At 55.4% G+C, this 14005-nt stretch carries 15 protein-coding genes; 13 read left to right on the forward strand and 2 right to left on the reverse strand.

All coding sequences use genetic code 11. From position 1 onward, the window contains the following. The first annotated feature begins 265 nt into the window (after nucleotides 1-265). The 6 genes from J1G33_RS10440 (at nucleotide 266) to J1G33_RS10465 (ending at nucleotide 3775) form a co-directional block, all read left to right on the forward strand. Nucleotides 266-580, forward strand: a complete 315-nt coding sequence (locus J1G33_RS10440) for a hypothetical protein (protein ID WP_223018038.1) — start codon at nucleotides 266-268, stop codon at nucleotides 578-580. Continuing rightward, nucleotides 577-1185 (forward strand): hypothetical protein, encoded by a 609-nt coding sequence (locus tag J1G33_RS10445; RefSeq protein WP_223018039.1) that lies wholly within the window; start codon nucleotides 577-579, stop codon nucleotides 1183-1185. The genes J1G33_RS10440 and J1G33_RS10445 overlap by 4 nt, the downstream gene beginning before the upstream one ends. Before the next feature lie 106 nt (nucleotides 1186-1291). Beyond that, on the forward strand, nucleotides 1292-1672 hold the full coding sequence (locus J1G33_RS10450; protein ID WP_223018040.1) for a hypothetical protein: 381 nt from the start codon (nucleotides 1292-1294) through the stop codon (nucleotides 1670-1672). 12 nt (nucleotides 1673-1684) lie between these two features. Then, nucleotides 1685-2287 carry a tail assembly protein gene (locus tag J1G33_RS10455; RefSeq protein ID WP_223018041.1) on the forward strand — a complete coding sequence of 201 codons (603 nt, stop codon included), beginning with the start codon at nucleotides 1685-1687 and terminating at the stop codon, nucleotides 2285-2287. 48 nt (nucleotides 2288-2335) lie between these two features. Continuing rightward, nucleotides 2336-2758 carry a hypothetical protein gene (locus J1G33_RS10460; protein ID WP_219266394.1) on the forward strand — a complete coding sequence of 141 codons (423 nt, stop codon included), beginning with the start codon at nucleotides 2336-2338 and terminating at the stop codon, nucleotides 2756-2758. A 165-nt stretch (nucleotides 2759-2923) separates the two neighbouring features. Continuing rightward, complete coding sequence (locus J1G33_RS10465) at nucleotides 2924-3775, forward strand: hypothetical protein (RefSeq protein ID WP_223018042.1); 852 nt, start codon at nucleotides 2924-2926, stop codon at nucleotides 3773-3775. A gap of 262 nt (nucleotides 3776-4037) precedes the next feature. Here J1G33_RS10465 and J1G33_RS10470 read toward each other — a convergent pair whose 3' ends face one another. Continuing rightward, complete coding sequence (locus J1G33_RS10470; protein WP_223018043.1) at nucleotides 4038-4685, reverse strand: hypothetical protein; 648 nt, start codon at nucleotides 4683-4685, stop codon at nucleotides 4038-4040. 408 nt (nucleotides 4686-5093) lie between these two features. Between J1G33_RS10470 and J1G33_RS10475 the strand changes: the two genes are divergently transcribed. From J1G33_RS10475 to J1G33_RS10500, 6 genes are all read left to right on the forward strand, one after another. After that, nucleotides 5094-5705 carry a hypothetical protein gene (locus J1G33_RS10475; RefSeq protein ID WP_223018044.1) on the forward strand — a complete coding sequence of 204 codons (612 nt, stop codon included), beginning with the start codon at nucleotides 5094-5096 and terminating at the stop codon, nucleotides 5703-5705. Nucleotides 5706-5892: 187 nt separating this feature from the next. Next, nucleotides 5893-6390, forward strand: a complete 498-nt coding sequence (locus J1G33_RS10480) for a hypothetical protein (protein ID WP_223018045.1) — start codon at nucleotides 5893-5895, stop codon at nucleotides 6388-6390. A gap of 589 nt (nucleotides 6391-6979) precedes the next feature. Continuing rightward, nucleotides 6980-7969: a hypothetical protein gene (locus J1G33_RS10485; protein ID WP_223018046.1), complete on the forward strand. Its 990-nt coding sequence runs from the start codon at nucleotides 6980-6982 to the stop codon at nucleotides 7967-7969. After that, nucleotides 7966-8646: a hypothetical protein gene (locus J1G33_RS10490; RefSeq protein WP_223018047.1), complete on the forward strand. Its 681-nt coding sequence runs from the start codon at nucleotides 7966-7968 to the stop codon at nucleotides 8644-8646. Before J1G33_RS10485 ends, J1G33_RS10490 begins: the two co-directional genes overlap by 4 nt. Before the next feature lie 814 nt (nucleotides 8647-9460). Then, entirely contained in the window at nucleotides 9461-10111 is a 651-nt protein-coding gene (locus tag J1G33_RS10495; RefSeq protein WP_223018048.1) for a hypothetical protein, read from the forward strand. 982 nt (nucleotides 10112-11093) lie between these two features. Further along, nucleotides 11094-11294 (forward strand): hypothetical protein, encoded by a 201-nt coding sequence (locus J1G33_RS10500; protein ID WP_223018049.1) that lies wholly within the window; start codon nucleotides 11094-11096, stop codon nucleotides 11292-11294. 660 nt (nucleotides 11295-11954) lie between these two features. On the opposite strand, the gene J1G33_RS10505 is transcribed toward J1G33_RS10500, so the two are convergent. Then, nucleotides 11955-12824 carry a LysR family transcriptional regulator gene (locus tag J1G33_RS10505; RefSeq protein WP_103734034.1) on the reverse strand — a complete coding sequence of 290 codons (870 nt, stop codon included), beginning with the start codon at nucleotides 12822-12824 and terminating at the stop codon, nucleotides 11955-11957. 116 nt (nucleotides 12825-12940) lie between these two features. On the opposite strand from J1G33_RS10505, the gene J1G33_RS10510 reads away from it, so the two are divergent. Further along, a complete protein-coding gene (locus J1G33_RS10510) occupies nucleotides 12941-13972 on the forward strand; it encodes an SDR family oxidoreductase (RefSeq protein WP_032878476.1) in 1032 nt (343 codons plus the stop codon). Nucleotides 13973-14005: the final 33 nt, after the last annotated feature.

The following is a 14005-nucleotide window of genomic DNA, read 5'->3' on the forward strand; positions in this document are numbered from 1 at the left end:
GGAACAGCCAGTAAAACCGTGGGCTGTGGCCGTTCCCCCTTATTGAAGGTATGGGGAACAGGGGGAACACAAACATGTTTTTGAATATAAGCGTGTCCGCGTTTCCGAGCATATGGTTATCACTGTTCCCCACAAAAAAACGTGGGGAACAGAAACCCCCTCTGAAAGCCCCGGAAACATTGGCTGTTCCCACTGTTCCCCCGTTCCCCCGATTTTTTTCTAGAGACACATATGGGCAATGGAGCAATCAGGCCGAGGTGACGCCATGAGTCTCCTTTCCGGCTTGCTCGATCACATGCCGCCAGCCATTGCCGATGCCGACTCCACAAATTTGCGGCGTCGACCTGAACCCCGCCCGCGCCTGGTGTTGGCCAACCCTGTCGAGCGCACTCCCCGGCTCATCATAAGTCCACACGTAAGCGCCGCCACTGCAACGCCCGAATGGCGACACGCCCGTGACGAGTACCTCAACCACATCATGGCTTGTCGGAGCTGCCATGCGCCCAACGGCCGCCATTGCACGGCTGGCGCCCACCTGCGCGCCAGCTACGACAACACACCTATGGAGGCGCACCCATGACGCCCAGCCTTATCACCAGCTTGTGCAACATCGCTTTGAAGCCAGGCATTAGCGCCGCCACGCAGCTCATAACCACCCGGCGAATCTGTCGCGCCATTGCTGAACAGCTCGACGTTATCCGCAGTGAACGACGAGCCCTACGCCGGCAAGCGGGCAAGTTGAATGCATTCCTCCCATTCACCCGGCAGACCATTGCGGAACTGGAGGAGCAGGCCAGCGAACACCAGGAGGCTACCCGCAGCGGAGCGTGGAGCGCACTCGCAGGGTTTGGCCAATCACTGATGTTCGACCGCGAGGGGCTGGCGCAGGCGCTGGGCTTCGACCAAATGTGCGACCTACTGGGCGTCAACCCAGTACATCGCCAGCAGGCCAGCGCAGACGGTGATACCAGCCTTCGCGGAGTGGCGTACCTATCCCAGCTAGAGGACAGCGCCGACCGCAAGAGCGACGAATGGGGCGCCGGTGGCCCGCTGTATCAAGCCTGCCACGCGGCCATGATCCGGTTCATCAGGGAATGCCCAGAAGACCAGTTGCCCGACCCATTCGCCCCTGGTGCGCCGTTCGGCCCAAAGCTGCCGCCCGCCCTGAGCATCGTCGGCAAATGACCATTTTCCGCGCCACGTTTTGCGAATCACGAAAACGTGGCGCGACACCGAGTAACACCACCGGGCACCCGCCCATGACCAGCGCCAGCGGCGCACAGAGGAAACCATGACAGACCAAGACAACAACACAACGGGCCAGGCGCCCACGCACCGGGAGCGTTTCGCCGAAGCGTGCAAGGTGACTGACTTCGTGATCAATCCGAAAGCGGTGGCGGGGTATTACGTCTGGGGCGTTGACCACATCGTCAAGGGTGGCCGTAAGGAGATCGATGGCCCGTATTACACCGAGGACGAGGCTTGTATAGCAGCAGATCTGATGAAGCCAATAGAGCCGTTCGCTCGAGCGTCTGTGTCAACCCATTGCTGGGCGTGGAATCCAGACCCGCGCCGCGAAAAGGCTATCCGTGACGACGCCATGGCATCCCGAATGATGCTCGCCATGCAGATCGGCGCCGAGGTACCAACCCACACCACCAGCGACAAGTAGGAGAAACAAATCATGGCCGCACTTTCGATTGAATACACCCCGATGAGAAACATCAGGCTCTGCGCGCAGTTGCGACAATTCGGAAAGTCTTACCCGCTCGCCGTCCGCACGCCGGCGGAAGCCATAAAAGCCTTATGCGTGCAGATCCCCGGGCTCGAGAGATTTATCTCAAACGCCAAGTCGAGAGGTCTGGAGTTTGCAGTGTTCGTGGGCAAGAAGAATGTCGGAGAGACGGAGCTGGGTTTCCAGGGCGCAGGCGACATCATCATTGCGCCCGTGATCACCGGCAGTAAGCGCGCAGGCTCTCTTCAAACCATTGTTGGCGGGATATTGATTGCAGCAGCATACGTGCTGTCTTTCACCCCATTCGCTGCCGCGTCACCTTTTCTGTATTCGGCAGGCGCTGCAATGTCCATCGGCGGGATAATTCAGATGCTCAGCCCTCAGGCCGGCGGCCTCAAGACCAGCGCCGCGCCCGAGAATATCCCTGGCTACGCCTTCGGCAGCGCAAAGAACACCACAGCATCCGGAAACCCGGTACCGCTCTGCTACGGAAAGCGCCGGGTGGGCGGGGCAATCATCAGTGCTGCCATCTACGCCGAAGACCAGATGTAGGAGCCACGGGGCGGTGCTAAAGTGGCCGCCTCATGGAAAGGAGCTCTCATGCTGAAAATTACCGCTGTTGCCGCCCTGGTTGCCCTGATGGCCGGCTGTGCTACTTCTCCGGTACCCACGAAAACCGCTGTTGCGGTACCTCATGAAAGGGTTCTCGCATATCAGACGAGCTCCCCAGGTACCGGCACACTGTCGGTAACCCGAGACTCTGGCCATACGGGAAGTCTTTGCTCGGTGGGCCTTTTCGTAGATGGAAAAGTGGCCGCATTACTCAAGCCTGGAGAAAGGGTTGCCCTCCACGTCCCTGCTGGCTCGGTTGTTGTCGGCGCGGCATACCAAGGAAGCGGCATCTGCGGGATGGGTGCTGACAGGCAAGAGCGAGAGGCAATCGTCACGGACGGAAAGGTAAAAAACTACCGCATATCAACGAGCGGTGACGGTGTTTTAGATATTCTCCCCACCACGCTGTAACGGAAAGATAGGGCCGCCTCCGGGCGGCTTTGGCACGCTTTGAGACAGACGATATGGTCTCACTCAGACCAAATCGTCTGTCTCAGCGGTTAGCATCGAACGATAACCTCAATCACTCACCAGATACTTTTGTCCCCCTAAATTAACGAAATTGAGTCAACACCAATGGATTTCGAAGGCTTTATGTATCTCGACATTGAGCACCCTGTAGTAGCGTGGAATGCATATCGTGGAGTGCTTTTGAGCCAAAGCTTGATAGCGAAATGCAATCCCTCGGGATCGTTTCTTTCCATGACCCTTGCAAGGGTTCTGATCGATAAAGATTGGCAAAGACTTAGATTTGAGCAAATTCTTGAAGAGCACCGCCAGAGTGACTTTCCAAGCCACGCATCTCGACTAACAGGCCTTTTCATATTTGATACACCAGAGAGTGCGCTCGCCGTTGCAAACAACGAGGCGTGGGGAGGAAAGGACGGGCACATTAGAGATGAAAATCTTACTGATGTTGGGGTATCTGCTGAGTCAAACCGCACCCGCCTAGATGCGAATTGGATAAGCTGGATGCTAAGGCTTAAAGAAAGCGACGATAATCTATGGCTAACTGGTGTTCACCCTTATTGGTCCGGCACTCCATGTCCTCATTATGATGCCCCTATCTGGGAGGTTCTGGTTGATGGTGCGGTTACAATTTGGGGGACCGAGCTTAGAAACCGAGCGTACCAACTGATTACACGTCGGACGCCGCTGTCGGCCAGCCTCTTAGAGATATCAAGAATAGCGGCTGGCTTGGGCTCTGATCTGGGTCATATAACAGCTCTTGTCAGCGCGGAGGGTGAGCATCAGTTGGTATCATTTTATATCGATATGCGAGACGCGGACGATCCTTCATTTTTAACCTCCCTACAGGAGTACGTCGAGGCCAATCCCAGCCAGATAAACAGACGAGATCTCAAGGTAGGTGGGGATATGTTCGAGCTACCAAATTTCATTGCTTACACATACGTTGTCGGTTCATAAGTATAGTTTTTTCAAACTTAGTAACCACGCCGGCAACCGCCAAAAGTAACCACCTCGCCTGGTTACCATCCGTCATAGGGATCTCCGTCACAGAGTCGCCCGGCTCCGGCCAACCTTGACAATTGTTAACAGGGCGGCGGGTTGGCCAACCTCCCCAAAGGGCTAACTTTTACTAACAAGCGGCGAACGTGGCCACCGGCTCCAAGTCGATCTGATCTCAACATTTCTCAACATCGCGCCAGGCCGAGCACTCGATCCGATGTTAGGTTTTGTCAGGTTCTGGTGCGCGCTCGATAACAGGTTTTGCTAGGTCGCTGGGACCAGTACGTGAGTTCGCGCAACGCTGGCGACGCTTCGGAATGTCCGGACCACGCGGTGTTCCCGTAGCACCGAAGGCCAGCTCAGCATCACGATCAAACCCAGCGCAGGCGCTGTCGAACCATTCATACAGAGTATGGTCGCGACAGTGCATGCCTAATTCCCGTTTCGCACACTGGATCTGATGGTAGTAAAACGCCATGGACTGGATAGCTTTGTTCATGGCGGGAATCATAGAAATGTTGCGAAGCTCCAAGTGCGCGAGATCCTTGTCGCGGTAAACCTTCATCTGCTCGCGGAATTGCTTGAACTCATCGAAGGAAACTTCCATTGAGGTGAGCATGCTTTCTCGAAATGTGTCTTCGTCATCTGTAAACACCTTCTTCCAATGCAACGCATCATTTTGCTGGCCGAAGGCGTGGCACCAGTCCAAAACTGCTAAGTCCAGCGCATTACGGGAGATTTGGCTCCAAAAATTACTAAGAACCCTCCCTCGGCCGAGCTGCTCCCGCGTAGCGCCAGACAGTGCCAAATTATTCACGAAGCTCAAGCAGTTCATTTCAGCGCAAGCTAGCAGCTTAGTTCGGTCCATTGTGATCCTGATTTTGGGCGTGTCGGGGACGGGGGGCGCGCCAGCGTAGCGCTCTGCCTACGCTCTTTACAACCTAGGAGGTCGCGGTTCTCTATGAATATCCATGTGGTTGGTTGGTAGGATTCAACGCTATTTTATGGCTGCAGGGGGTAACCGTCATGGGTCAAAAGCTGCCAGTATCCACCCAGGTATCCACGGGTTGGCGTTGAATCCGCACCTGAGTGGTGACTAAGCGCAGTGACCACCATCAGTGACCACTACTTGGCTGGTCAACTGCTCGTCCAGTTCCTCTCGAAGAAACACACCATGGAGGCCAGCCAAATGCTGGCCGAGCCACGCGGTATAGCATTCCCGCCTGCTATATTGCCGGCCACCTGAATAGGCTAATCCAGTACAAGGAATGTGAATGTGAAGCTCGCCCCTGTCTTATTGCTCGCCCTACTGACGTCTGGTTGTGCTACCGGCCCCGCGGTCGAATGGGTGACTGTCCGCAACACTGACAAATTCACTGATAAATCCAGCTGCGCAGTCACGGTGGGCACCTATTACACAAGGGGCGGGATATACACCGTCAGCAATCAATACTACCCATACATTGAGGTGGTAAACGGCGACCTACGAGTGGGCGTGAAAAGCGGCGGCCGCTTCCTGATCCCGGTTGGCGACGTCCAGCTCAGAGTCGATCAAAACAAGGCATGGACGATCAGCACCAGCGAAACCCCGCTGGACTATGTGCCCGAGGGCCAGCTCAAAGCTATGCAAGCCTACGCACCGAAAGATCCCCAGCAGCAACAAATAGTGGAAAATGCCTACAAGACTGCGATGGAGGCTACAGCACGATCCATGTCGCCGTTTACCGCGTCAACAGGCGAGAAGGCTCAGTCCATTCTCAAAGAGATGCGATCCGGCAAGACGCTTATCTATCGCACTGTTGGACTGAATCAGGCAGCGTCTACGACCGGAGAATACGTACTGGACCAATCGCTGGAGGTCGCATTGAGCCAATGCGGTATCCAATAGCTGCGGGCATCAGTGTTTAATGCACGTCCATCGCGCACCTTGTCTGCGCGAGGCGCTACCTGCCAACGTGTCACCTGGGCCTTCACACGCGCGGGTCATTGCGTTCATGGTTAAAAGAGCCGGACTGGGCTAGATGGTGGGCTTTTCTCGCTGATGATAAAGTCGCGATACATTCGGGAGGGGTACCATGAAACTCAAGCAAATTGGACTGGTTCTACTTGCTGCTTCTGCACTCGGAGGCTGCGCATTACCTCAGCAGCAAATTGTTCCACGAGTTCCATTTCCAATCGCAGAATACGAGTCTCTCCCTACCAGTGGCAGCGGAATTCTCACTGGACAGGTGTTTATGCGAACAGTGGGCGGCGATGTGAAGTACGGAGCAGGCAGCGACGTATACATCCTTCCAGTCACGAGTTACTCCACTCAGTGGTACACGGAAAGCTATTTAGGCGGGCAAGTCTTGGGCGCGCCAGATCCCCGCGCCGAGAAGGGAATGAAATTGACGCAAGCTGATGGAACGGGCTACTTCAAGTTCACCGACGTTCCACCGGGGAAATATTATCTCAGCTCGAAAGTCACCTGGCAGGCGCCTACCCAGTACGGGCTTTCTCTGCAGGGAGGCGTGATCGCTAAAGTTGTAGTGATTGAAAACGGTAAAGAGGTCAGAGAGATGCTGACCAAGTAGCGCAGATACGTCGCATGCCCTTAGGTCTGCGTCTAGTCCGGAGAGGGCAACTTGCGCAGTGCTTCGCGCACGCCCGTCGCGCACTTGGCCTTTGCGCGAAGACCTCCCCCGTCAAGGCTTCACGCACCCTTCACGCAGCATGTTCACGCACTGGGCCGCGTGAAGCCCTGGCGGCCCGCAGATGTTTAAGCCTCAGCACTGCGCAGTAACTGCGCAAATTGCGCACAGGAAGTACGCAGCTCAGTACGCACTGTTGGTACGCATTCGGGCGCGTTCCGCGCAGCAGGTTCGCACTGAGGTTCGCACTTCTGGTTCGCACCCTCTTACGCGAACCTGGTGCGAACTCGGCCAGTGGTTACCACGCTGGTTACCACCCGAAGTTACCAATGCGAGCGGTTGCCAGGCGCTGGTTTCCGCTGTGGTTTCCACCAGAATCAGGTGTTTCGACCGGATGCATGGTTATCGGCAAATGAATCGCCATGGACAGGACACCACCAGCGGCGCCGATCGTGTCTCTCGACGGAACAAAGCCCCAATCGCATAATGCGTCGCTCACCACGAGCTCATTACAATATGGAAGGACAAAAATATGGATGTGATGGATTTTGTCGAAGCGAAGTTCGGAGCTCCGCATGCGAAAAAACTCCGCAATATTGGTGTGGGAGGCAATAATAATAAAAAAGGTGGTGACTTTGAAAACTACTACGCTACCGCCAAAATTTGCACCATAGCATCCCAGGTCGCGCTTTCAGATCTAGATGATTATCAAATTTCCTCTCAAGAAGTTGCCTATGTCGATGACATTTGTGTCCGTAGATTATCGACCGCGGAAAAGACGAATTACCAAGCGAAAAACTCCAGCGGAGCGGCAGCCAATTGGGATGACGAAATGCAGGATAGGTTTGACCTTCAGAGGCAGATTGATGTCGAGTTCCATCAAAGCAAGGGTTCAACCCAAATCTTGCTGGTGAGCTGCCCCGACAAAGCTGCCGCGAATGAGGCGAAAATCCCCCGCGAAATGAAGACGTATTGCATTTCTGAGTACTTCCCCTATTTCCCCTCCGTGCCCAAGCTTATGGATGGGCATGCTCCACTCAGAGAAGTGATGGAGACCCTATGCAGAACAAAAAGCTGGTCCAATATTGACGCAGCATTCAGATTAGTGTTAGGTGAGTGGTGTGGGGAAAACGATGAAGGTAGGACGGTAGGGAACGTAATGGCCCGAGCCAAAGCGAATTCAAGGCCTGATCTATTCGCAGGTCTTCTCAACGGTCGCCTTATGATGACGGTCGAGCTGGAGGACTTTTCAATCGCCAGTCCCGTAGCTAAAGAGATAGAGGTTCCGGCTTGGCTGGTCGAAAAGCTAGCAGCTTTTCAAAGGGCAACGATAACTGTAGAATCTGGCGCTTTTATAGTCGACTACAATGGGATGCAGGCGCGAGTTGCTTCCGACACGCCGACCCCAGCGCCCGAGATTCTTGAGAATCTCAAAACGCCAGGTGACATCATCCTATTTTTGATGTCACTAGCAGAAGACGGTTTAGACGACCAATCGCCCATAGGGGATGACCAACAATGAGCATTGTGAACAGGGAATACAGTGCCTTTGCCAGCGGTGTTGCCAGAAAAGCGCTGGATAACCTTCTGTTATCGACCGAAAACCCAAAGGCCTACTCAGAGACGATGAACGAGATCGGATTGATCTTGGGCAAGCTGCTGAGCGACAAAATTTCGGAACACGAATCGTGCTTGCTTGCATCGACGGCAGAAGACGCTGACTTTTTGTCAAAAGGCGTCTACGACAGTCTGCGAGAGAAACATGATACAAAAGCAGCCGTATTTTGGAATAACCACTACGCTATTCCCGGCGGAAGTATCGCACCGATTGTTCACAAGTTCATCGAGCCTGGCTATGAAAAGTCTGATGTTCTAGTGATTGTGAAGTCTGTAATTTCGGGGAGCTGTGTTGTCAGAACAAACATTCTTGAGCTTATTCAAAGCTTGAATGTCCGAAAAATACACATCGTTTCGCCTGTTATGCATGAAAAATCGGAAGCTGCTCTACGCAATGAGTTCCCTGATGAAATCGCAGACATGTTTGAGTTTCTATACTTTGCTATAGACAAAGATAAGGGGGACGATGGCGAAGTGAGACCTGGCATCGGCGGGCAGATCTACGAACTGCTAGGGTTAAAAGGTCAGCCAGCACGTGTGAGCTTCATGCCTCAACTTGTCAAGAATCTAGCTTTCCTCTGAACACAAAAAGGCCCTATCAAATAGGGCCTTTTTCGTCTCGTCATTGATGGTTACGACTACAAAACACACACCCCATGCACTACCCACAGCAAATGTCACACACAGATCTCGCCTACCCCCTACCGAGGATTTCGTTTCTTAATAGAAGCTGAAATGTCTTGGGCAGCTCTATAGAAATCACTTTTATCTCTATCTGCTGCGGAACAAAAAACCTCCACTTTAACCATACTTTGACAGAACGCGAGACATGCACGAGACAAAACCCACGTCCGGTGGGCGTCTGAGGCTTATCGCCGGACCTGCCTGTCAAACAAGCGCACTGTGGCCCCTGATACCCCTGACAGACCCCAGACGGATACCGCCCTTTCGGACAGCCTACTTTTACCGGGCCTCTACCTTATCGCCAGTGCATGTGAGACAGGCATGAGACGGATTAGCTGAGCGTGACTGTCTGAAAGCAGGCTGCGACCCCGGTGGGCGGGGCTCATGCGTTAGTTGCGAGGAAATCCCGTATTACATCGCCAGACCACTTTGCCGCCGGCATACACATACCACGTAAAAGTAATTCCGGGAATTCACGGCGCCGGCGCTACGCTTTTTCGAAAACAGCAGGGAGTTCGCACTGAGGCTCGCCTCTCCAAAGGGCGGACCTAGGCAGCCCCCCCCTGCCTTCAAAAATCTTGGTCGCCAAATGCCTTTTTCTTCATAGAACGCCACTGCTCTATAGCCAATACAGATAGATTCCTGATCGAAGTAGAATGGTAGCGGGGATAAAGGCAATATTACCGTTTCCGTTATCTGAAAAGTGGCAACTATGCTTGAGCAAATTCAAAGCTTTTCCAATAGCAGTTCTGCAATCGTTACAGCACTTGCAGGAGTCGTCGTAATTCTCATGACTGCCTTGGTCAAGGCGCTGGAATTTTACGATAGCCACTTCGTACACAAGCGATACAAGCGTTTGAAAGAACTACGCAGTGATCGGGTGGTGGAGAGCCCATTTACTATGTATCTCGATGATGCAATCCAGCTTGAAGGGTTTCACATCGCTTCGGGTATTCGTGCCAGCTCCGTGAAGGCAGCTGCGTTGCTGAAGCTCGCCCAGTTGGGGCTGTGGGATAGGAAGCAGATCCGCCAAGTCGCCAAATACTTGGTCATTACTCCAGAGAACCCCACACCTTTTATCAGAATCCGGCGCTCAGACGTAATTGGCGCTTGGGTCGGAATGCTCGTAGCTATGATCTTCATGGCTGTTGGAGCTATCCTGGGCATCGCAGTCATGTTGAAAGCGGGGCCGCCTTATGGATTTTTCATTGGGCTTTGTCTCGTCTTTACGTTTACCTGCGGTAGCGCTTTATTCGCTACCGGATACAACGAATACAAGAATGCAAAACGTTTTGAACAGTATCTGAGCGCCCATCCTGAAACGCTCCTTCCGCCGCAAAATCGAGAATCAACAGCAGAGTAATAGGATCTTCCAAATAACTCTGGGTGACCATTGGAGCCACAGCATGATCATGTGGTTTGTACCCTGGAGACCTGCGGCACTTTGACCACACTTTGACGGAATTTGAGACAGGCATGAGACGAAACCGGCGCTGGGTGGCCGTCTGAGGCTTATCCCGTGCGGAGGCCGTCAAAGTTAAGGGCTTTTCCGTCTCAGACCCCTGACTGATTCTGGACAGGCTCTGGACAGATGTGGAGGCCGCGGATCATCCAAGTCCGCCCAGCAACCATTGCCTGCGCCGGCTGGCGGCAGATCCGGTAGGCGACCGGATGGCTACCTCGTCCAGAATCGGGGAGAGCCGCGACGGTAATTTGCGTGACCAGTGGCCCAGAATCGCAACAGGTAAACACCTCTAGAATCCTTGACCAGCCTTGACGCAAACTTGACGAAATTCTTGACAGGTCTTGACGGATTTATCTGGTGCCACCAGCAGTTGGATCGCTGAAAGCCACGCAGGACAAAGCTTTGCGGGCATTCGCGCAGATTGGCCAATGCTAGCCTCGTCAAGAATTCTAGAGGTACCCGTCAAGGTAATTGCTCGATCAATATCAAGGCTCTGCTGGCGGGATGGTGTGGTGAAATACCGGGCCACACAAATGCTTAGCGCGCCAGGCAATACTAGACAGGCCCTAGACGGATTTTTGCCGACAGACCACGACCAAGTTGCCCGCAGCCCAAGCAATACGACGCTGACAGCCTGATAGGTGGTGTGCTGGTGCTTGATGCTCGTCAAGTATTTTCCGGGGCTTCCAGCGACCTGACAGCAGGTCGGAGCAGGTGGTGAACGAGTTGTTCACCCTGGAGCGGAAGCTGGTCGACTTGTCAGCTTGGCCAGCCCCGGTTTCCAGGTAGTTGCTCACGTTCCGCTGGTAACATCCGCAGGTCATCTGCTGGCCCCGCTTCATTCCGGCGCCAGCATCAACCGCGCACCGAGGATAGAGCCGTGTCCGTTATTGACTGTGATTATCTACCCGCCGACAAGGTGGTGTTTCCGCCGGAGCTGGCGCTGCTGATTGTTAGAAGGGCCAGAGCAATGGCGGCAGCATTCGAGGAGCAAGCCCTCGATCAGCTCACCAAGGACGCCAGACGCGCACTTTCGCAGGGAACTGATCCAAGGCGCGTAATCAGGGAAATGCGCTTGTAGGCGGGAAAGTGAACTGCCGGTTTCCAGTACCTGCCATACCGGAGTGGGAGCCCAGGCTAGTTACGGAGAACGCCTGACAACACCCTTTCGAGAATCACCCCGTGAACGACCACTACCCTGATCCGGGGTGGTGCTGCCGCGGGGGAATGGCAAGACCGCCTCAGAGTGGGAGAAACGTCACGCGGCGCCAGCGCAATCGCCGCAAAAGTGTGACGATGGCTCATCAAAAGTGAGGAGCGAGATAATCGGGCCACTTATGGACTGATCCCTCAAAGGAATGGTGGTGATGACCATTCCTTTGCACCGGCGGCGGGCTTATCAAGATGGCGTTACCGTTCGTCGGGGATGGAGCAACGAACCTCGATAGCTTTTTCAGCCAGCGTGAAACCGGCCGAAAACACCCCAGCAGGCAGCACCGTGTATCCCCTGGTGTATCCCTTGGAAAACCGAATAAGACCAAGCCCTTTGAAAACGGGAGCATTGTCTCCAGGTTCAAACGGCGCCGGGGCACCAGATATGAAACGAAAAAGCCTCAGGTCGGGAGATCTGGGGCTTTTTTGTAGGCGAGTTACACGCGCGACTCGATATTGCTAAAAGCGGCGGAGCCTCTACATCCCGGTGGGTTGGGCCTTACGCAGGACTCGATGAATTCCTGAAATACTACTTATCCAGGCTAGAGATTTCATCGCGCAACACCCCCTCCAACACCTCAAAAAACCCCTGAATATGCCCCTGCTTCAACGCCTGCGGCCGCGTAACCAAATAAACCTCCATCGCCGGCAGTTCTATCTCCTGAAAAACCTCACTCAACCCCGTCGCCAAAATACGCGGCAGCACCGCCACGCCCATACCGCGCTTCACCGACTCAAGCTGCACGCCAAACGAGCTCACCCTGATCGGCGCATGGTCCAGCCCCGCGGCTTTAGCGGCGCGCATTTGCGGTAACAGGTCCAGCGGCGGCAGCAAGGCAATACTGGCGGCAGTGGAGGGAGTTAGCGCAGGAAACCGTTGCAGGTATTCGGCGGTGGCGAACACGCCGTAAGCGAGTTTACCGAGCCCTCGGTAGATCAGGGAGGGTTCGCCCAGGTGTGCAGTGCGTATGGCGATGTCGGCCACGCCTCGCACGATTTTGTGGAAGTCGGTGGTGACCTGGAGTTCTACGGAGCAGCCTGGGTGCTGGGAGGTGAAGCGGCTGGCGGCCTCAAGCACACAGGCAGAAAACCCTTCGCCGGCGCTCACCAGCACGGTGCCGCTGAGGGTTGCGGGCGTGCCGTCGACGGGGGCCTGGCGTCGCAGGCCGGATTCGGCTGCCAGGGCGACGTCTACCAGGGCTTGGCCTCGGGAGGTGAGCCGGCAGCCTTCCACGCCGCGTTCCACCAGTGGCTCGCCCAGGGCGGTTTCCAGTTGGGTGAGGCGGCGGGAGACGGTAGACGCCGCGATACCGAGCAACTGGCCCGCCTGTAAAAAGCTGCCGCGCCGTGAGACTGCCAACAGCAGTCGAAGATCATCCCAATTTGCCTGCAATGCCATATCTCCGCGCTTCCCTGGTGTGCAGATGTGCAAAGCCATTATGCCGCAGGCGCTGTTTTTACGGCGCAGGCTGACCGGTATATCTACTGGCCTTCTCAACAAATGGAATGGCCTGTATGAACAAGAACCCCAATCGCTTGCGCAGCACCTTTGTGACCGGTGCCACCGGCTTGCTGGGCAACAACCTGGTACGGGAGCTGGTCGCACGGGGTTATGCGGTGAAGGCGCTGGTGCGCTCGGCGGCCAAGGGTGCGCAGCAGTTCGGCGATGTGCCGGGCGTGGAGCAGGTGGTGGGGGATATGGCTGATGTGGATGCCTTCGCGGCGGCGTTGCAAGGCTGCGATACGGTGTTTCACTGCGCGGCGTTTTTTCGGGATAACTATAAGGGCGGCAGCCATTGGGAGGAGCTGGAAAAGATCAATGTCGTCGGTACGCGAGCCCTGCTGCAACAGGCGTATGACGCCGGTGTGCGACGGTTTGTGCATACCTCGTCGATTGCCGTGCTCGACGGTGCCCCCGGTACGCCGATCGACGAGACGTGCCTGCGGGCCGAAGCCGATGCGGATGACTACTACCGCAGCAAGATCCTCGCTGAGCGGGAGGTGTTGAGGTTTCTTGAAAGCCATCCGCAGATGCACGCCTGCATGGTCTTGCCCGGTTGGATGTGGGGGCCGGGTGACCGTGGGCCGACGTCTTCGGGGCAGTTGGTCAGGGACGTTATCAACGGCAAGTTGCCGGGGCTGATTCCTGGCACCTTTTCTCTGGTCGATGCCCGCGATGTGGCCTGGGCGCACATTGCCGCCGCCCAAAACGGGCGACGGGGCGAGCGTTATCTCGCGGCCGGTCGCAACTTGACCATGCGCCAGCTGATTCCGGCGCTGGGGAGTATTGCCGGGGTCAAGGTGCCCTCGCGCCAACTGCCGCTGCCTGTGCTCTACCTGTTAGCCGCGGTGCAAGAGGCCTACGCCTACCTGACCGGCAAACCCATTTTGCTGAGCATGGCGACGTTGCGGCTGTTGATACGTGAGGAGCACCGTACCCGCTTTGACCACCGCAAAAGTGAAGAGGAACTGGGGCTGAGCTTTCGCGTGCTGGAGCAGACCCTCACTGACACGGTGGCCTGGTCCCGAGCCTACGGCGGGTTGTAATAAAAAGCCCCAGGTCGACAGGCCTGGGGCGGG

This window comes from Pseudomonas sp. P867 (assembly GCF_019891455.1).
In the GTDB taxonomy this organism is placed as follows: domain Bacteria; phylum Pseudomonadota; class Gammaproteobacteria; order Pseudomonadales; family Pseudomonadaceae; genus Aquipseudomonas; species Aquipseudomonas synxantha_A.